Annotated in this window: 23 protein-coding genes; all 23 read left to right on the forward strand. The window is 47.4% G+C overall.

Going from position 1 to position 19,488, the window contains the following annotated elements; genetic code table 11:
* Positions 1-33 precede the first annotated feature (33 nt).
* The 23 genes from ROSEINA2194_RS10515 (at position 34) to ROSEINA2194_RS10625 (ending at position 19,487) form a co-directional block, all read left to right on the forward strand.
* On the forward strand, positions 34-510 hold the full coding sequence (locus tag ROSEINA2194_RS10515; RefSeq protein ID WP_007886568.1) for an Lrp/AsnC family transcriptional regulator: 477 nt from the start codon (positions 34-36) through the stop codon (positions 508-510).
* A 1-nt stretch (position 511) separates the two neighbouring features.
* Complete coding sequence (locus tag ROSEINA2194_RS10520) at positions 512-1,687, forward strand: aminotransferase class I/II-fold pyridoxal phosphate-dependent enzyme (RefSeq protein WP_007886570.1); 1,176 nt, start codon at positions 512-514, stop codon at positions 1,685-1,687.
* Positions 1,687-2,190 (forward strand): tRNA (cytidine(34)-2'-O)-methyltransferase, encoded by a 504-nt coding sequence (locus ROSEINA2194_RS10525; RefSeq protein WP_007886573.1) that lies wholly within the window; start codon positions 1,687-1,689, stop codon positions 2,188-2,190. The genes ROSEINA2194_RS10520 and ROSEINA2194_RS10525 overlap by 1 nt, the downstream gene beginning before the upstream one ends.
* Before the next feature lie 4 nt (positions 2,191-2,194).
* Positions 2,195-3,049, forward strand: coding sequence for an energy-coupling factor transporter ATPase (locus ROSEINA2194_RS10530; protein WP_007886574.1), 855 nt, complete (start codon positions 2,195-2,197; stop codon positions 3,047-3,049).
* A gap of 70 nt (positions 3,050-3,119) precedes the next feature.
* Positions 3,120-4,016, forward strand: a complete 897-nt coding sequence (locus tag ROSEINA2194_RS10535) for an energy-coupling factor transporter ATPase (protein ID WP_044927666.1) — start codon at positions 3,120-3,122, stop codon at positions 4,014-4,016.
* Positions 4,010-4,822 (forward strand): energy-coupling factor transporter transmembrane component T family protein, encoded by an 813-nt coding sequence (locus ROSEINA2194_RS10540; RefSeq protein WP_007886577.1) that lies wholly within the window; start codon positions 4,010-4,012, stop codon positions 4,820-4,822. Before ROSEINA2194_RS10535 ends, ROSEINA2194_RS10540 begins: the two co-directional genes overlap by 7 nt.
* A 58-nt stretch (positions 4,823-4,880) precedes the next feature.
* Entirely contained in the window at positions 4,881-5,624 is a 744-nt protein-coding gene (truA, locus tag ROSEINA2194_RS10545) for a tRNA pseudouridine(38-40) synthase TruA (protein ID WP_007886578.1), read from the forward strand.
* A gap of 319 nt (positions 5,625-5,943) precedes the next feature.
* Entirely contained in the window at positions 5,944-6,372 is a 429-nt protein-coding gene (gene rplM / locus ROSEINA2194_RS10550) for a 50S ribosomal protein L13 (RefSeq protein WP_007886605.1), read from the forward strand.
* A 17-nt stretch (positions 6,373-6,389) separates the two neighbouring features.
* A complete protein-coding gene (gene rpsI / locus ROSEINA2194_RS10555) occupies positions 6,390-6,782 on the forward strand; it encodes a 30S ribosomal protein S9 (RefSeq protein ID WP_007886606.1) in 393 nt (130 codons plus the stop codon).
* A gap of 464 nt (positions 6,783-7,246) precedes the next feature.
* The gene (locus ROSEINA2194_RS10560) at positions 7,247-8,068 is read left to right on the forward strand and encodes a ParA family protein (RefSeq protein ID WP_007886607.1); all 822 of its coding nucleotides are present in this window, start codon (positions 7,247-7,249) and stop codon (positions 8,066-8,068) included.
* On the forward strand, positions 8,025-8,951 hold the full coding sequence (locus ROSEINA2194_RS10565) for a ParB/RepB/Spo0J family partition protein (RefSeq protein WP_007886608.1): 927 nt from the start codon (positions 8,025-8,027) through the stop codon (positions 8,949-8,951). The genes ROSEINA2194_RS10560 and ROSEINA2194_RS10565 overlap by 44 nt, the downstream gene beginning before the upstream one ends.
* A 12-nt stretch (positions 8,952-8,963) precedes the next feature.
* Positions 8,964-9,239: a DUF5720 family protein gene (locus ROSEINA2194_RS10570; RefSeq protein WP_005335947.1), complete on the forward strand. Its 276-nt coding sequence runs from the start codon at positions 8,964-8,966 to the stop codon at positions 9,237-9,239.
* Positions 9,240-9,262: 23 nt separating this feature from the next.
* Positions 9,263-9,454 (forward strand): hypothetical protein, encoded by a 192-nt coding sequence (locus ROSEINA2194_RS10575; protein ID WP_007886609.1) that lies wholly within the window; start codon positions 9,263-9,265, stop codon positions 9,452-9,454.
* A gap of 67 nt (positions 9,455-9,521) precedes the next feature.
* Positions 9,522-10,382 carry a DUF6017 domain-containing protein gene (locus ROSEINA2194_RS10580; RefSeq protein ID WP_007886611.1) on the forward strand — a complete coding sequence of 287 codons (861 nt, stop codon included), beginning with the start codon at positions 9,522-9,524 and terminating at the stop codon, positions 10,380-10,382.
* A gap of 50 nt (positions 10,383-10,432) precedes the next feature.
* A complete protein-coding gene (locus ROSEINA2194_RS10585) occupies positions 10,433-10,744 on the forward strand; it encodes a DUF5720 family protein (RefSeq protein ID WP_008728385.1) in 312 nt (103 codons plus the stop codon).
* Between the two features lie 98 nt (positions 10,745-10,842).
* Entirely contained in the window at positions 10,843-11,343 is a 501-nt protein-coding gene (locus tag ROSEINA2194_RS10590; RefSeq protein ID WP_007886614.1) for a PcfB family protein, read from the forward strand.
* Positions 11,340-13,169: a VirD4-like conjugal transfer protein, CD1115 family gene (locus tag ROSEINA2194_RS10595; RefSeq protein WP_007886616.1), complete on the forward strand. Its 1,830-nt coding sequence runs from the start codon at positions 11,340-11,342 to the stop codon at positions 13,167-13,169. The genes ROSEINA2194_RS10590 and ROSEINA2194_RS10595 overlap by 4 nt, the downstream gene beginning before the upstream one ends.
* 216 nt (positions 13,170-13,385) lie before the next feature.
* Positions 13,386-13,604, forward strand: a complete 219-nt coding sequence (locus ROSEINA2194_RS10600; protein ID WP_003525154.1) for a Maff2 family mobile element protein — start codon at positions 13,386-13,388, stop codon at positions 13,602-13,604.
* 69 nt (positions 13,605-13,673) lie between these two features.
* Complete coding sequence (locus ROSEINA2194_RS10605; protein WP_007886621.1) at positions 13,674-14,543, forward strand: VirB6/TrbL-like conjugal transfer protein, CD1112 family; 870 nt, start codon at positions 13,674-13,676, stop codon at positions 14,541-14,543.
* A gap of 20 nt (positions 14,544-14,563) precedes the next feature.
* Positions 14,564-15,019 carry a PrgI family protein gene (locus tag ROSEINA2194_RS10610; protein WP_007886622.1) on the forward strand — a complete coding sequence of 152 codons (456 nt, stop codon included), beginning with the start codon at positions 14,564-14,566 and terminating at the stop codon, positions 15,017-15,019.
* Entirely contained in the window at positions 14,976-17,378 is a 2,403-nt protein-coding gene (locus ROSEINA2194_RS10615) for a VirB4-like conjugal transfer ATPase, CD1110 family (RefSeq protein WP_007886623.1), read from the forward strand. Before ROSEINA2194_RS10610 ends, ROSEINA2194_RS10615 begins: the two co-directional genes overlap by 44 nt.
* Complete coding sequence (locus tag ROSEINA2194_RS10620) at positions 17,378-17,758, forward strand: DUF3851 domain-containing protein (RefSeq protein WP_015516003.1); 381 nt, start codon at positions 17,378-17,380, stop codon at positions 17,756-17,758. The genes ROSEINA2194_RS10615 and ROSEINA2194_RS10620 overlap by 1 nt, the downstream gene beginning before the upstream one ends.
* On the forward strand, positions 17,751-19,487 hold the full coding sequence (locus tag ROSEINA2194_RS10625) for a C40 family peptidase (RefSeq protein ID WP_007886629.1): 1,737 nt from the start codon (positions 17,751-17,753) through the stop codon (positions 19,485-19,487). Before ROSEINA2194_RS10620 ends, ROSEINA2194_RS10625 begins: the two co-directional genes overlap by 8 nt.
* The last annotated feature ends 1 nt before the right edge of the window (position 19,488 follow it).

The following is a 19,488-nucleotide window of genomic DNA, read 5'->3' on the forward strand; positions in this document are numbered from 1 at the left end:
TATTATGTAGAGGGAAAGAAAGGAATTTGGGTTATGCGTGAAAAAATTTTAACATTTATAGAGAAAAACAGTAGAATTGATTTAAAAGAACTCGCAATTGTTTTAGGTGTGGATGAGGCATCTGTTGTCAATGAACTTCAGAAGATGGAAGAGGAACACATCATCTGCGGTTATCACACATTAATTGACTGGGACAAAGCCGGAATTGAAAAAGTGACAGCATTGATCGAGGTTCGTGTTACTCCACAGCGCGGCATGGGATTTGACAAAGTGGCTGAGCGTATCTACAACTATCCGGAAGTAAATTCTGTGTATCTGATCTCCGGAGGATTTGATTTCATGGTAACGATCGAAGGAAAAACACTTCGTGAAGTTTCACAGTTTGTTTCTGATAAGTTATCCCCATTGGATTCTGTTTTGAGCACTAAGACAAACTTTATTTTAAAGAAATATAAAGATCATGGAACCGTTATGGCAGAACAGGCAAAAGACGAAAGGATAGAGATGTAATATGAGGAATCCGTTAAGCAAAACAATCACAACGATCCAGCCATCCGGTATCCGTAAGTTTTTTGATATTGTTCATGAGATGAAAGATGCTATCTCGCTTGGTGTTGGTGAACCTGATTTTGACACACCATGGCATATCCGTGACGAGGGTATCTATTCGCTGGAAAAGGGAAGAACTTTTTATACTTCCAATGCAGGACTGAAAGAATTAAAAATTGAAATTGATAAATATCTGAAAAGACGTTTTGGTGTATCTTATGACTACAACAATGAGATTATGGTGACTGTAGGAGGCAGTGAGGCAATTGATATTGCGATGCGTGCCATGCTTGATCCGGGAGATGAGGTTCTGATTCCACAGCCGAGTTATGTGTCCTATCTTCCATGCTGTGTGCTTGCCAATGGAACACCGGTGATCATTGAATTAAAAGCGGAAAATCAGTTCCGCCTGACACCGGAAGAATTAGAGGCGGCTATCACACCAAAGACAAAATTATTAGTGCTTCCATTTCCAAACAATCCAACCGGAGCGATTATGGAGAAGGAAGATCTGGAAAAAATAGCCGAGGTCGTAAAAAAATATGACCTGTTTGTGCTGAGCGATGAAATCTATTCAGAGCTGACTTATACAGGTGATAACCATGTTACCATTGCATCACTTCCGGGAATGAAAGAACGTACCATTTTGATCAATGGATTTTCCAAATCCTATGCGATGACCGGATGGAGATTAGGTTATGCATGTGGACCGGAAGTGATCATTAAGCAGATGTTAAAGATTCATCAGTTTGCGATCATGTGCGCACCGACGACGAGTCAGTATGCGGCAGTTGAAGCGCTTCGGAACGGAGATGAAGATGTTGCGAAGATGCGTGAGGAATATAATGGAAGACGCCGTTATCTGATGCACCGCTTTCAGGAAATGGGATTATCCTGTTTTGAACCGTTCGGGGCATTCTATGTTTTTCCATGTATTAAGGAATTTGGCATGACATCGGAAGAATTTGCAACAAAACTGTTGAATTCGCAGAAAGTGGCAGTTGTACCGGGAACCGCATTTGGTGACTGCGGCGAGGGATATCTTCGTATTTCTTATGCATATTCTCTGGAAGATTTAAAGAAGGCATTGGATCGCATGGAGATTTTCATTCAAGAACTGCGTGAGGAGAAAAATTAGTGGCAGAGTTAAATATTGTATTATATGAACCGGAAATACCGGCAAATACAGGAAATATCGGAAGAACCTGTGTTGCGACAGGAACAAAACTTCATCTGATCGAACCGCTTGGTTTCCGACTGGATGAAAAAGCGTTAAAAAGGGCAGGCATGGATTACTGGAAAGATCTGGATGTTACAACTTATGTAAACTGGGATGATTTCTGTGAAAAAAATCCAAATGAGAAGATTTATATGGCAACCACAAAGGGAAGACATGTGTATTCGGACGTGTCCTATGAACCGGACTGCTTCATCATGTTTGGAAAAGAAAGTGCCGGAATCCCGGAAGAAATTTTAAAAGCGAACCCGGATACCTGTGTACGGATTCCAATGATCGGGGAGACAAGATCGCTGAACCTTTCCAATTCTGTTGCGATTGTTTTGTATGAAGCTCTCAGACAGAATCATTTTGACCATATGAAGTTAGAGGGACAGCTTCACCGATTAAAGTGGGAGGATTAGACGGATGGGAATCATCAAAGCAAAACAGCTCGTTCATGAATATATCCGCCGGGACGAAGAAGGCAATGTGGAATCCATCCAGACAGCATTAGATCATATCGACCTTGATGTGCAGCCGGGGCAGTTTATTGCTATTTTAGGTCATAACGGTTCTGGAAAGTCTACGTTGGCAAAACATATCAATGCGTTACTTGCTCCGACGGAGGGAAGTCTCTGGGTAGACGGAAAAGATGTGACGCAGGAAGAAAATATTCTGCCAGTGCGGAAAACAGCCGGGATGGTATTTCAGAACCCGGATAATCAGATCATAGCCAGCGTAGTAGAAGAAGATGTCGGATTCGGACCGGAAAATATCGGAGTTCCGACGGATGAGATCTGGCAGAGAGTGGAAGAAAGTTTAAAATCAGTTGGAATGTTACAGTACAGACACCATTCCCCGAACAAACTCTCCGGTGGACAGAAACAGCGTGTGGCGATCGCGGGTGTTATGGCAATGGAACCCAAATGCATCGTGTTAGATGAACCGACTGCCATGCTGGATCCGAATGGACGGAAAGAAGTACTGCACGCAGCGCATGAACTGAACCAGAAAAAAGGAGTGACGATTCTGCTTATCACACATTATATGGAAGAGGTAGTGGACGCAGATTACGTTTATGTTATGGATAAAGGACATGTTGTCATGCAGGGAACACCGCGTGAAATTTTTTCACAGGTGGGAACATTAAAAGAGCATGGACTGGATGTTCCGCAGATCACATTGTTAGCAGATCTGCTCCGTCAGTCAGGACTTGACATTCCATTGGGGGTTTTGACCAGAGAAGAACTTGTGGACGCGATTATGAAAATCGCGGGATAGACGTAAGCAGACAGTGTGGAATACCGCAGGGAAGGATTTCCTGAGTGGAAAAGAAATAATGGAGGGTGCCATGTCACTCATTTTAGATAAGATAAATTACGTATACAGCGAGGGAACTGCTTACCAGATCCAGGCGCTTAAGGATGTAAACTTAGAGATCAGGGATGGACAGTTTATCGGTGTGATCGGACATACCGGTTCCGGAAAATCAACTTTGATCCAGCATCTGAACGGTCTGGTGAAGGCAACTTCCGGAACGATTTATTTTAATGGTCAGGATATTTATGACGAGGATTTTGACCTGAGAGAACTTCGTAACCGTGTTGGACTTGTATTTCAGTACCCTGAGCATCAGTTATTTGAGACAACCATTTTCGATGATGTGTCTTTTGGACCGAAAAATCAGGGATTGTCCAAGGAAGAAGCAGGACTGCGCGCATTTGAAGCATTGAGAAGCGTAGGGCTGCCGGAGGAACTTTACTATCAGTCGCCATTTGACCTTTCCGGTGGACAGAAAAGAAGAGTTGCAATCGCAGGCGTACTTGCAATGAAACCGGAAGTGCTGATTCTGGACGAGCCGACCGCCGGTTTGGATCCGGCAGGAAGAGATGAAATCTTAGATCTCGTCGCAAGAATGCATAAGGAAAAAGGAATTACGGTCATCCTTGTTTCCCACAGCATGGAAGATGTCGCAAAATACGTGGAACGTATCATCGTGATGAACCATGGGCAGGTGATGTTTGACAATACTCCGTGTGAAGTGTTCAAACATTACAAAGAACTGGAACAGATCGGGCTTGCAGCTCCGCAGGTAACCTATCTGATGCATGAACTGAAAGAAAAAGGACTGAATGTAAATACGGAGGCTACAACCGTTGCGGAGGCAAGGGAGAGCTTACTGGAAGTTTTACTTGGAAGGGAACCGAATCACAGGGGTTCCAATCTGGAAGAGGAGAACTTATGTTAAGAGATATTACGTTAGGCCAGTATTATCCGGCAGATTCTGTCATTCATAAACTGGACCCAAGAGTAAAATTATTTGCAACATTAATTTATATTATATCGCTGTTCTGCTTTAAGGGAATTGCCGCGCTGCTTGCAGCTACGGCATTTCTGTTTGCAGTGATCAAAACATCAAAGGTGCCGTTTAAGTTCATGGTAAAAGGATTGAAGGCAATCATGGTTTTAATGCTTATCACAGCATTATTCAACCTGTTTCTGACACCGGGCGAACCGATCGTGCAGCTGTGGATTTTTAAGATCACAGCAGAAGGCGCGCAGAATGCAGTGTTGATGGCAATCCGACTGACATACCTGATTCTGGGAACTTCGATCATGACTTTAACGACAACACCAAATCAGTTGACAGATGGTCTGGAAAAGTCACTCATGCCACTGAGCAAAATCGGTATTCCGGTGCATGCTATCGCTATGATGATGTCTATTGCACTGCGTTTTATCCCAATCCTGATCGAGGAGACAGACAAAATCATGAAAGCACAGATGGCGCGTGGGGCAGATTTTGAGAGCGGAAATCTGATCCATAAAGTAAAGAACATGGTACCGCTTCTTGTACCGCTTTTTGTCTCTGCATTCCGTCGTGCAGACGATCTTGCGATGGCAATGGAAGCGCGCTGCTACAATGGCGGTGAGGGACGTACCAAGATGAAACCGTTGAAATATGTGGCGTTGGATCATAAGGCTTATGCAATTATCTTTGCGTATTTTATCGTGATCTTATTGTGCCGTACATTTTTGCCTTGGCCAATGTAAAGTGACTGGATATACGAAAAATGTCTGATGAGGTGTAGATGAAGAAAAGGGAAATTGGATGAAGCGAGTAAAACTGATCGTAGCCTATGACGGAACGAATTACTGCGGTTGGCAGGTACAGCCAAACGGAATCACCATTGAGCAGGTACTAAATGAAAACCTGTCAAAGCTGCTGGGGGAAGAAATCACAGTGACCGGTGCAAGCCGGACGGACTCCGGGGTGCATTCCATGGGAAATGTAGCTATTTTCGATACGGAGACAAGAATGCCGGCAGATAAAATTTCATTTGCATTAAATCAGAGGCTGCCGGAGGATATTGTCGTGCAGGATTCGTGCGAAGTTCCGTCCGACTGGCATCCGAGATATCAGGTCAGCCGGAAAACATACGAGTACCGCATTTTAAACCGTACTTTCCGTATGCCGAACCGCAGACTGGACACTTATTTTTATCATCACAAACTGGATGTGGACAAAATGAAGCAGGCGGCATCGTATCTTGTGGGAGAGCATGATTTCAAGAGCTTTTGTGCAGTTGGGGCACAGGTCAAAACAACGACGCGCACGATTTATTCCTGTGAGGTGGAGAAAGACGGGAATGACATTATTACCATCCGAGTGACCGGAAACGGATTTTTATATAATATGGTGCGTATTATCGCAGGAACGCTGATCCGTGTCGGCGGCGGCGAGATGGCGCCGGATGAGATACCACAGATCCTTGGGAAGAAAGACCGCACAGCTGCCGGACCAACGGCTCCGGCGCATGGACTGACGATGATGGGGATTGAGTATGGAGAGTGAAAAATACGCTTTACAGGAACAGACGTAAAGTTTGTATATGATCTAAAATCTGTGCAGGAGAGAAAATGTTGACAGGACGGAAAGAATGGTCAGATCCTGTGGATAACTTAAAAAATCGCCCGGAAAAATAGAAATATTTTCTTGACACGCAAGGATTCGTGTAATATAATACATAAGTCTGTGATAGTGAATTAATGTCGAACCAAAAGCCCCGGTGAGACATTTAAACTATAAACAATTTATTTAATGAAGAAGCGATGTGTCCTGGACATTCACATGGTGGAAACATTTCATAACATTATTTCTAGGAGGAAAATCAATGAAAACTTTTATGGCTAGCCCAGCTACCATTGATAGAAAATGGTACGTAGTTGACGCTGAAGGTATGACATTAGGACGTTTAGCATCTGAAGTTGCTAAAGTATTAAGAGGAAAAAATAAACCAATCTTTACACCACACATCGATACAGGTGATTATGTGATCGTTGTAAATGCAGAGAAAGTTAAAGTTACAGGTAAGAAATTACTTCAGAAAGTATATTACAACCACTCCGATTATGTAGGTGGAATGAAAGAGACTACATTAAAAGAAATGTTAGCAAAACATCCTGAAAGAGTTATCGAGTACGCTGTAAAAGGCATGCTTCCAAAAGGACCTTTAGGAAGACAGATGTACACAAAATTATTTGTATACGCTGGACCTGATCACAAACATGCTGCTCAGAAACCAGAAGTTTTAACATTCTAATTAGGAGGTAAAGGACATTGGCTAATACAAAGAATTACGGAACCGGAAGAAGAAAATCATCTGTTGCCAGAGTATATTTAGTACCAGGTACAGGTAAAATCACAATCAATAAAAGAGATATCGACGAATATTTCGGATTAGATACATTAAAAGTTATCGTTCGTCAGCCATTAGTAGCTACAGAGACATCTGATAAATTTGATGTTTTAGTAAACGTTAAAGGTGGCGGATACACAGGACAGGCAGGAGCAATCAGACATGGTATCTCCCGCGCATTACTTACAGTAGACGGTGATTACAGACCAGTTCTTAAGAAAGCTGGATTCTTAACACGTGATCCACGAATGAAAGAGCGTAAGAAATACGGTTTAAAGGCAGCTCGTCGTGCTCCGCAGTTCAGCAAGCGATAATCGACTGCTCAGACTATATCAAAATGGTTCAAAAAGCCCGGAAAATCAAGGTTTTCCGGGCTTTTGCTATATCTAAACGGGCTGATATGGTTTGACCAAATTTGGCAAAACGAGAGCCGATTTCATCCAATTTTTAGTGGTCCGCAAGTGGTTAACTGGCTAAAAAGAGGGCAAAAAGAGGGGGAAGTGGTTCCCAAAGTGGTTAACCGAGAGCCGATTTTTGGGGTGCTTTTCAGCCCTCCTTCCCCTCGTTTTTTGGCTGTGGCAGTTTGGCATAGTTTGAGCTAATTTGAATAATTGAATATGAATTTGATGTAGCACACAGTATAAATGCTGGGTGCTTTTTTCATTTCAGGAACTCGTATTCCGGCGATAGAAAGAGCCGTCACTTCACTGTTAATTTTGAAGTGGCGGCTTTTTCTATTTCCAGAAACAACAGCAACAATCAGAAATGAGGTGAAGTCATGAACACACAAATCATCGCCATCGCCAACCAGAAAGGCGGCGTTGGCAAAACAACAACCTGTGCGAACTTGGGAATAGGTCTGGCACAGGCCGGAAAGAAAGTGCTTCTGATCGACGGGGACCCGCAAGGAAGCCTGACAATCAGCTTGGGAAATCCGCAACCAGACAAGCTGCCATTTACACTGTCGGATGCAATGGGCAAAATTCTGATGGATCAGCCTATACGCCCCGGAGAAGGTATTCTGCATCATGCAGAAGGCGTTGACCTGATGCCTGCGGATATTCAGCTTTCCGGTATGGAGGTTTCTCTGGTAAACGCCATGAGCCGTGAAACGGTTTTACGGCAATATCTGGACACACTGAAGGGACAATATTCCCATATCCTGATTGACTGTCAGCCCTCGTTGGGGATGCTTACGGTCAATGCGCTGGCGGCTGCGAACAGGATCATAATTCCCGTGCAGGCAGAGTATCTGCCCGCCAAAGGACTGGAACAGCTTCTATCTACGGTCAGTAAGGTGAAACGGCAGATCAATCCAAAGCTCCAGATTGACGGTATCCTGCTGACGATGGTGGATAACCGCACCAACTTTGCAAAAGAGATTGCTGCTTTGCTGCGGGACACCTATGGAAGTAAAATCAAAATCTTTGGAACGGAGATTCCACACTCTGTCCGTGCAAAGGAAATCAGCGCAGAGGGAAAAAGTATTTTCGCCCATGACCCTGGCGGCAAGGTGGCAGAGGGGTATCGAAATCTGACGAAGGAGGTGTTGAAACTTGAAAAGCAGCGCGAAAAAAATAGAGCTGGCCTCGGTAGATGATCTGTTCTCCACCGAAGAAGGCCGTCAGGATGCAAAGCTGGAAAAGATTCAGGAGATTCCGCTGTCTGAACTGCATCCCTTTAAGAACCACCCATTCAAAGTCAAGGATGACGAAGCCATGATGGAGACCGCTGACAGTATCAAGCAGTATGGCGTTCTGGTTCCGGCGATTGCTCGACCGGACCCGGAGGGCGGTTATGAGCTGGTAGCCGGACACAGGCGGCACAGAGCCAGTGAGCTGGCAGACAAGGAGACCATGCCGGTCATTGTTCGGGATTTGGATGATGATGCCGCCACGATCATTATGGTTGACAGCAATCTGCAACGAGAAAGCCTGCTTCCCAGTGAAAGGGCCTTTGCCTATAAGATGAAACTGGATGCCATTAAGCACCAAGGAGCCAGGACGGATTTAACCTCGGCCCAAGTTGGGCCGAAGTTGACTGCGGCAGAAAAAATCGCGGAGAACAGTCCAGATAGCAAATCACAGATTAAAAGATTTATCCGTCTGACCGAACTGATTCCCGAACTGCTGGACATGGTGGATGAAAAGAAAATTGCCTTAAATCCTGCTTATGAGCTGTCCTTCCTCAAAAAAGAGGAACAGAGAGATTTGCTGGATGCAATGGACAGCGAACAGGCTACCCCTTCTCTTTCTCAAGCCCAGCGGCTCAAAAAATACAGTCAGGAGGGGCATCTGACCCTCGATATGATGCGTGTCATCATGGGTGAGGAAAAGAAAAGCGATCTGGACCGAGTGACATTTACCTCTGACACCTTGCGGAAGTATTTTCCTAAAAGCTATACGCCCCAGCGGATGCAGGAAACCATCATCAAGCTGCTGGAGGCATGGCAGAAAAAGCGTCAGAGAGACCAGGAACGATGAAAGGAGCCGCCTATGATGGATATTTCAGCCCGTGAGCTGAAAGGACACAACATTCTCGCCGTGGAGAGGTTTTGGGATAACACACGCTGGATGATTGAGTTTTCCGTCCTGCGTCCCAGCACAGCTTACGGCAGCCCCGGAGAGGAAATGCGGCTGTTTTTGACCGAGGACGGGTATCAGGCTGCCCTGCAAAGCCAGCAGCGTCGGGAGATTAAGATCAAGCGTTACGCTCGTGTGATTGAGGGACATATCCTCGATTTCAAACCGGGAAAACGCCGCCGCTCATAAACCCATACAACGAAAGGAAAGGAATGACTATGTGTACGGTAAAGGAAATTCAAGAAGCAATCCGGGAAGATTGCAAATCTCAGCATGACATGGAATCAACGGATATTGACCGAGTGATGCAAACACTTCCTTTCGCCCAGGAGGAGCCATTTACAGAGGCGCGTCCTCGAAAGCCGCTGTTTTGGTTCTATGCAAGAAAATTTGAAAAGTGTTGAACACCGCAATTCTTTGGAATGAGGATTGCGGTTTTTTTGTACCCAAAATTCGGAAGGAGTGAGGTCGATGGCCGTTTTTCGCATTGAACGGACCCGTGATTATACTGTGATGAGCAATCATCATTTACGAAATGCAAACCTGTCGTTAAAAGCCAAGGGACTGCTTTCCATGATGTTATCTTTGCCAGAGGACTGGAATTACACCACCCGTGGTCTTGCAAAGATCTGTAAGGAGGGCGTGGATGCCATAGGCGCTGCGTTGCGGGAATTGGAGGCTGCCGGTTACATTGTGCGGCACAAGCTGCGTGACCGGCAGGGACGCATCAGCGATACAGAGTATGTCATATACGAGCAGCCACAGCTTAGAAAACCGGATACGGATTCACCAGATACGGAAAACCCGTATATGGATAAACCGGATACGGAAAAGCCCGCAGAATTAAATATAGAGAAATCTAATACTCAAAAACAAAATATTTATGGATCAAGTACCGATTCCATTCCCTTCCGGGATTGCGCGGCAGATTGTCTGCCGGAACGGAAAGGAAGGGATGCGATGTCACTCACAGAGATAGAGAGTTATCGGGAATTGATTCAGGAGAATATCGGGTATGAATACCTGTGTCAGCAGTATGAAACTTATCGGGAGGATTTGGATGAGATTGTGGAGCTAATCGTGGAAACGGTCTGTGCAAAGCGAAAGACCACCCGTATTGCAGGAAGTGATTTTCCGCATGAAATCGTTCGTTCCAGGTTCTTGAAGCTGGATAACTCGCACATTGAGTTTGTCATGGACTGTTTACAGAAGAACACCACGGAAATTCGCAACATGAAGCAGTATCTTCTGACCGTTCTGTTCAATGCACCGACCACGATAAGCAATCATTACACCTCACAAGTAAATCACGATCTGTATGGCGGCTGGTAAATGGTCGCTTTTTTATTGCCCGGAACTGCCGGGAGAAAGGAGCAAGCATGATGTCTGAGGGAAAGACCATAGGGCAGCTGATGGAAGAAATGCGGGCAAAGGCAGGAGCGCAGAATTATCACGGTCATGGATATATGGATCTCCAGCGTTTTGCGGAGGACACCCGGCACATGATTATTTTTGATGTGCTGACGAACGATTCCCCTGTTGGCTGGAAAGGCGAACGAACCCGCCTGTTCCTGTCGGATACTGGTTATGAAAAAGCACTGGATAGTCAGGAAAAGGGGCAGATTAAGATTTTGAGCCACGCAAAGGTACGTCAGGGCAATCTGCACTATGACCGTTCTGACCAGTTACGCTAAGGAGGGTGATATGAAGCGTTATCTTCTGCGGCGGCTGGTGGTTCCGCCTTAGCAAAAAAAGAGATTCCCTGCAAACTTCGTGGAAAGGAGGCGAGAAAATGCAGGAAGAAGTGGAAAACAGAACTTTGACGCTGGTTGTCAGTGGAACAAAGTTTACCGGCAGAATGTTTAAGGCTGCCATAAGCAAGTACATGGCACATCGCAAGGAAAAGAAGCTGGAAAAACAGAGAAGCCGTGATGCGCCGGTTGTTCCGCATGGAAAACAGACTGTGAAGCAGCTTGTCGGGCAGAATCAGGGAATATCCAACATTGAGATCACAGACCCCTCTATCAAGGAGTTTGAGAAAATCGCCCGGAAATATGGTGTGGATTATGCGGTGAAAAAGGACCGCAGCAGTTCTCCGCCAAAGTACCTGATTTTTTTCAAAGGCCGTGATGCAGATGCTCTGACAGCAGCTTTTACAGAGTACACCAACAAAAAGGTCAAAAAGGCAACGAAAACAGAGCGCCCGTCCGTACTGGCAAAACTTAACCAGTTCAAAGAGATGGTTAAAAATGCTGTGGTGGATCGCACCAAGCGAAAGGAGCTGGAACGATGAAAAAGACATTGGACATCAAAAAGCTCATTTTGCTGAATATGCCGTATATCCTGCTGGGGCTGTTTGCTACCAATTTTGGAGAGGCATGGCGAATGGCACAAGGGGCGGATGCTTCAGAAAAGTTTCTTTCGCTGGTTGCGGTTCTGCCTGGGGCGTTGCAAAGTTTCTGGCCAAGCCTGCATCCATTGGACTTGTTAGTAGGGCTGTGCTGCGGTGTTGGTCTGAGGCTGGCGGTGTATCTTAAAAGCAAGAACGCCAAGAAATATCGACATGGTTTGGAATATGGTTCGGCCCGCTGGGGAACCCGTGAGGATATTGCACCTTACGTTGATCCTGTATTTCAGAACAATGTGATTCTGACGAAAACGGAGAGCCTGACCATGAACAGCCGCCCCAAGGACCCCAAGACTGCCAGAAACAAAAATGTACTGGTGATTGGCGGCTCCGGTTCCGGTAAGACCCGATTCTGGCTGAAACCCAACCTGATGCAGATGCACAGCTCCTATGTTGTGACGGACCCGAAGGGAACCATTTTGGTGGAGTGCGGAAAAATGCTCCAAAGGGGTGCGCCCAAGCTGGGGAAGGACGGAAAGCCCATGAAGGATAAGCACGGCAAGGTCATTTATGAGCCGTACCGAATCAAGGTCCTAAATACCATCAACTTCAAAAAATCCATGCATTATAATCCCTTTGCGTATATTCACAGCGAAAAGGATATTTTGAAGCTGGTAACAACGCTGATCGCCAATACCAAAGGCGAAGGCAAGGCCGGAGACGATTTCTGGGTAAAAGCGGAAACATTGCTGTATTGCGCGTTGATTGGATATATCCACTATGAAGCTCCGGTGGAGGAGCAAAACTTCTCCACCCTCATCGAGTTCATCAACGCCATGGAAGTCCGTGAGGATGACGAGGAATTCAAAAACCCCGTAGACCTGATGTTTGATGCACTGGAATCGGAAAAGCCAAACCACTTCGCAGTGCGGCAGTATAAGAAATATAAGCTGGCAGCCGGAAAAACCGCTAAGTCGATTTTGATTTCCTGCGGTGCGCGTCTGGCCGTATTTGATATTGCGGAGCTGCGCGAGGTTACATCCTACGATGAGTTGGAACTGGATACGCTGGGAGACAGAAAAACGGCTCTGTTCCTCATTATGAGTGATACGGATGACAGTTTTAACTTTCTCATTTCCATGTGCTACACCCAGTTATTCAACCTGCTTTGTGAAAAGGCCGACGATGTGTATGGCGGCAGGCTTCCAGTTCATGTGCGCTGTCTGATTGATGAGTGTGCCAACATCGGGCAGATTCCGAAGCTGGAAAAGCTGGTGGCCACCATCCGAAGCCGTGAAATCTCTGCCTGTCTGGTGTTGCAGGCACAGAGCCAGCTCAAGGCAATTTACAAAGATAATGCCGATACCATCATCGGCAATATGGATACTTCCATCTTCCTGGGTGGCAAAGAGCCAACAACGCTGAAAGAGCTGGCGGCTGTTCTGGGAAAGGAGACCATAGACACTTACAACACCGGAGAGAGCCGGGGACGGGAGACCTCCCACTCGCTTAACTATCAGAAATTGGGAAAAGAGCTGATGAGCCAGGACGAGCTGGCAGTTATGGATGGCGGCAAGTGCATCTTGCAGTTGCGCGGTGTGCGTCCGTTTCTTTCAGACAAGTATGACATTACCAGACACCCTAATTTCAAATACACAGCTGATGCAGACAAGCGAAATACCTTTGATATTGAAGCATTTTTGTCTGCCAGACTAAAACTCAAGCCTGATGAGGTCTGCGATGTATATGAAGTAGACACGGAGGGCGTGTAATACGGTTCCGCTGAGAAAGGAGTGATCGTATCTATTTGCCGCAACTGCCTCTGTTGAGGCCATTGGCGTACAAAGCGGGCAATCATCAACAAAATAATGAAAAAGGAGGACAGCCGGAATCAGGCTCTCATAGATAGAGGGCAGATTGTTCCGGCTTTTGTGCGCTTATGAAACAAACCTAACTAATCATTCAAATGATTCCGGCTAATATTATTTATGGCATTTTTTGAACAGGCAATTACCGTTCTTCAGACTCTCGTTATCGCTCTGGGCGCTGGTCTTGGTATCTGGGGTGTCATCAACCTGTTGGAAGGTTACGGCAACGACAACCCTGGCGCCAAATCTCAGGGCATGAAGCAGCTCATGGCCGGCGCCGGTGTAGCCGTAGTCGGCATGGTTCTTGTACCTCTGCTCTCCGGGCTGTTCTCTGTCTAAGCGTTCCTGCATGAAATCCTTGCCGCTCCCGCAGCTCTGCGGGGGCGGCGGAAAGGAGGTTGACACCGTATGGATTTCTTACTTGAAGCCCTGACGAATTGGCTGAAAGAAATGCTGGTGGGCGGTATTATGAGCAACCTTTCGGGGATGTTTGACAGTGTAAACCAACAGGTCGCGGATATATCCGTACAGGTAGGACAGACCCCACAGGGATGGAATGGCAGTATTTTCAATATGATTGAGAATCTGTCCAACTCCATCATGGTGCCGATTGCAGGTGTGATCCTGGCTATCGTGATGACCGTAGACCTGATCCAGATGATTGCAGACAAGAACAACCTGCATGATGTGGATACCTGGATGATTTTCAAGTGGATGTTCAAATCAGCTGCCGCCATCCTCATTGTCACAAACACATGGAATATCGTGATGGGCGTCTTTGATATGGCGCAGAGCGTGGTGGCGCAGGCGGCAGGGATTATCAATTCGGATGCGTCCATTGACATTTCCTCAGTTATGACCGATCTGGAACCGAGGCTGATGGAAATGGATTTGGGACCGCTGTTCGGACTGTGGTTCCAATCCCTCTTTATTGGCATTACCATGTGGGCGTTGTATATCTGTATCTTTATCGTTATTTATGGCCGTATGATCGAGATCTACCTTGTAACTTCGGTGGCTCCCGTTCCAATGGCTGCAATGATGGGCAAAGAATGGGGCGGTATGGGACAGAATTACCTCCGATCCCTGCTGGCACTGGGCTTTCAGGCGTTTCTCATTATCGTCTGCGTGGCAATTTATGCTGTGCTGGTGCAGAACATCGCTCTGGAAGATGACATCATCATGGCAATCTGGAGCTGCGTGGGCTACACCGTACTGCTATGTTTTACGCTGTTCAAAACCGGCAGTCTCGCCAAATCAGTCTTTCAGGCGCACTAAAACGGAAGGAGGTTTCCACATTGGCTTATGTACCCGTACCCAAGGACTTAACAAAAGTCAAAACAAAGGTCATGTTCAATCTGACCAAGCGGCAGCTTATCTGCTTCACGGGCGGAGCGCTTATTGGCGTACCGCTTTTCTTTTTGCTCAGAAAACCTACCGGAAACAGTGTAGCGGCTATGTGTATGATGCTGGTTATGCTGCCCTTCTTTATGCTGGCTGTGTACGAAAAGCATGGACAGCCCCTGGAAAAGATCGTGGGCAACATTCTCAAAGTAGCTGTAATCCGTCCAAAGCAGCGACCTTACCAGACCAACAACTTTTATGCCGTATTAAAGCGGCAGGAAATGCTCGATAAGGAGGTGTATGACATTGTTCACCGCAATAAAAAAATGGCTGCATCGGATGTTCGGAAAAACCGAGGAAAAAACTGTGCAGCCGGTAAAGACAAAGAAAAAGCTGTCCCGCGCCGATAAGAAGCAGATCGAAGCGGCCATTGCCCGCGCTAACCGCACGGACAAAAAAGGAAAATCTGCGCAGGACAGTATCCCTTATGAACGGATGTGGCCGGACGGAATCTGCCGCATATCGGACAGCCACTACACAAAGACCATCCAGTTTCAGGACATCAACTATCAGCTCTCCCAAAACGAAGATAAGACGGCAATCTTTGAGGGTTGGTGTGATTTCCTCAATTATTTTGACAGCTCGATTCATTTCCAGCTGTCTTTTTTGAACCTTGCGGCATCGGAGGAGACCTTTGCTAACTCCATTTCCATCCCGCCCCAGAGGGACGCCTTTGACAGTATCCGCGAGGAATACACCACAATGCTGCAAAATCAGCTGGCCAGAGGTAACAACGGTCTCATCAAGACCAAATATCTGACCTTTGGTATCGACGCGGACAGCATCAAAGCCGCCAAGCCCCGTCTGGAGCGTATTGAGACAGATATACTTAATAACTTCAAGCGTCTTGGTGTAGCTGCCAGAACGCTGGACGGTAAAGAAAGGCTTTTTCAGCTTCATGCGGTATTCCACATGGATGAACAACTCCCGTTTCAGTTTGAATGGGACTGGCTGGCTCCTTCCGGTCTGTCCACAAAGGATTTTATTGCACCAAGCTCCTTTGAGTTCCGCACCGGCAAGCAGTTCCGTATGGGCAAGAAATACGGGGCTGTTTCTTTTTTGCAGATTCTCGCACCGGAGCTGAATGACCGTCTGTTGGCTGATTTTCTGGATATGGAAAGTTCGCTCATTGTGAGTATGCACATTCAGTCGGTGGATCAGGTGAAAGCCATCAAAACGGTAAAGCGGAAGATTACCGACCTGGACCGCAGCAAGATCGAGGAACAGAAAAAAGCAGTCCGTGCCGGATACGACATGGACATCATTCCATCTGACCTTGCTACCTACGGCAGTGAAGCGAAAAAACTCTTGCAGGATTTGCAGAGCCGCAACGAGAGAATGTTCCTTTTGACCTTTCTGGTGCTGAACACAGCGGACAATCCCCGTCAGCTTGGCAACAACATCTTTCAGGCAGGCTCTATTGCCCAGAAGTATAACTGTCAGCTGACCAAGCTGGACTTCCAGCAGGAAGAAGGGCTGATGAGCTGTCTGCCTCTGGGTCTCAATCAGATTGAGATTCAGCGAGGACTGACCACCAGTTCCACAGCTATCTTTGTGCCCTTTACTACGCAGGAACTGTTCCAGAACGGGAAAGAAGCTCTGTACTACGGCATCAATGCTCTGTCCAACAACCTCATCATGGTGGACAGAAAGCTGCTGAAAAACCCCAACGGCCTGATTCTGGGTACGCCGGGTTCCGGTAAGTCCTTCAGCGCAAAACGAGAAATTGCCAACTGCTTTTTGCTTACCAGTGATGATGTTATTATCTGTGACCCGGAAGCGGAGTACGCACCTCTTGTTGAGCGTCTGCATGGGCAGGTCATCAAGATCTCACCTACTTCAACCAACTATATCAATCCGATGGATCTGAATCTGGACTATTCGGATGATGAAAGCCCGCTGTCACTCAAGTCTGACTTTATCCTCAGCTTGTGTGAGCTGATCGTGGGCGGTAAGGAGGGCTTGCAGCCGGTGCAGAAAACCATTATTGACCGTTGTGTACGGCTGGTTTACAACGAATATCTCAATGACCCAAAGCCGGAGAATATGCCGATTTTGGAGGACCTTTATAACCTGTTGCGGGAGCAGGAAGAAAAAGAAGCTCAGTACATTGCAACGGCATTGGAAATCTATGTGACGGGTTCGTTGAATGTGTTCAATCATCAGAGCAATGTGGACATTGATAACCGGATTGTCTGCTATGACATCAAGGAACTGGGCAAGCAGCTTAAAAAAATCGGTATGCTGGTGGTACAGGATCAGGTGTGGAACCGCGTTACCATCAACCGTGCCGCCCACAAGTCCACCCGTTACTACATCGACGAGATGCACCTGCTTTTGAAGGAGGAGCAGACCGCCGCCTATACGGTGGAAATCTGGAAGCGATTCCGTAAATGGGGCGGTATTCCGACAGGTATCACCCAGAATGTCAAAGACCTTTTGAGCAGCCGCGAGGTGGAAAATATCTTTGAAAATTCCGACTTCGTGTATATGCTCAACCAGGCAGGCGGAGACCGTCAGATTCTTGCTAAGCAGCTGGGTATTTCCACACACCAATTATCTTATGTGACCCACTCCGGTGAGGGCGAGGGCCTGCTGTTTTATGGCTCTACAATCCTGCCTTTTGTGGATCACTTCCCGAAGAATACCGAGCTTTACCGCATTATGACCACCAAACCCCAGGAACTGAAAAAGAAGGAGGATGAATGATGATGAACCCCAACATTTTGAATAAAAACCCGTTGATGTTTTTCGACAGGGCGGTAAATGCCCAGCGCAGCCAGCTGCTTACGGTCATGGCCGATGCGGTCAGCGAGTGTCGCACGGCGGCAGACCAGGCAGCCGAACTGAATGAGACCGGTCAGATGGGGCTGCTCCGTTTGGCAGAGGTCTGGAGCACCATCCGTGCCAAGGAAGGTATGGGTGGTCTGGTTCTGGAAGGAACCGAAGCGAAGATCCTGTCCGATGTGGTGGCACAGTTTTATGCCTACCTGTCCGGCTGTATGTTCAACGATCCTGTGGGAATGGCCATTTATGCAGAGCTGCACTACATGATGTCCTCCCTCATGCTGGGAGAATGGTTTGAATAAGGAACCGCGCCTGCGCTTTACTGATGAGGAACGGTCTGACCCTGCACTGGAAAAGCCGATCCGTAAAGCGGAGAAAGCTGCGGCCAGAGCAGATAAGGCGCAGGCCAATATCCCAAAGAAAAAGGTCAGGCAGACGGTCATTGACCCGGATACCGGAAAAAAGACCTCGAAGCTGACCTTTGAGGACAAGAAAAAGCCACCTTCCAAAGTTTCTCAAGGAGTCAGGGAAGCTCCCGTCCATCTGGTCGTGGGCAAGCTCCACAAAGAGATCCGGGAAACAGAGCAGGACAATGTGGGCGTGGAAAGCGCCCACAAGTCCGAGGAGGCGGTGGAGACCGGCGCTTATCTGGTGCGGGAGGGCTATCGCAGCCACAAGCTGAAGCCGTACCGCAAAGCAGCACAGGCAGAGCGTCAACTGGAAAAGGCAAATGTAAATGTTCTGTACCAGAAATCTTTGCAGGAAAATCCCCAGTTTGCCAGCAATCCGCTTTCCCGCTGGCAGCAAAAGCAGGCCATCAAAAGGCAGTATGCCGCCGCCAAACACGCCGGTCAGACTGCCGGAAATACCGCCCAGGCTGCGTCCAAAACCGGAAAAGTCGCAAGGACGGTAAAAGAAAAGGCACAGCAGGCAGGGGCATTCGTCATGCGCCACAAGAAGGGTTTCCTGATGGCAGGGGTTTTGTTCCTCATTACCTGTATGCTGATGAATACTATGTCCTCCTGCTCCATGATGGCGCAGAGCATCGGTTCCGTTCTCTCCGGCACCACCTATCCGTCGGATGACCCGGAAATGCTGGCAGTGGAGGCAGATTATGTAGCCAGAGAAGTCCAGTTGCAGAAGGAAATCGACAACATTGAAAGCAGCCACCCAGGGTATGACGAGTATCGCTATGACCTTGGTATGATCGGCCATGACCCTCATGAGCTGGCAGCATTTCTGTCTGCCGTCTTGCAAGGTTACACCCAGCAGAGCGCTCAGGCAGAGCTGGCGCGTGTGTTTGCAGCACAGTATCAGCTGACGCTTACTGAGGAAGTGGAGATTCGCTACCGCACGGAGACCTCCACCGACCCGGAGACCGGCGAGACCACCTCAGAAGAAGTCCCCTATGAGTATTACATTTTGAATGTGAAACTCACCAGCAAGCCCATTTCCGCTGTGGCGTCGGAGTTACTGACCCCGGAGCAGATGGAAATGTATCAGGTTTACCGGCAGACCATGGGCAATAAGCCGCTGTTGTTTGGCGGTGGTTCCCCTGACATGAGCAATTCCGAGGACTTGACCGGTGTACAGTTCGTAAATGGAACCCGTCCCGGAAATCCGCAGTTGGTGGAGCTGGCCAAGCGTCAGGTCGGCAATGTGGGCGGCTATCCTTATTGGAGCTGGTATGGCTTTGACAGCCGCGTGGAGTGGTGCGCCTGCTTTGTATCCTGGTGTTATAACCAGGCTGGAAAAAGTGAGCCGCGCTTTGCAGGCTGTGAGTGGCAGGGCGTTCCGTGGTTCCAGTCTCATGGACAATGGGGTGCAAGAGGCTATAACAATCTGGCTCCCGGAGATGCAATTTTCTTTGATTGGGATTTGGATGGGACAGCAGACCATGTGGGTATCGTGATCGGTACGGATGGCAGCCGCGTTTATACCGTGGAGGGAAATTCCGGCGATGCCTGCAAGATCAAAAGTTATGATCTGAATTATCAAAGCATTAAAGGCTATGGTCTGATGAACTGGTAAC

The sequence above is a fragment of the Roseburia inulinivorans DSM 16841 genome, from assembly GCF_000174195.1.
In the GTDB taxonomy this organism is placed as follows: domain Bacteria; phylum Bacillota; class Clostridia; order Lachnospirales; family Lachnospiraceae; genus Roseburia; species Roseburia inulinivorans.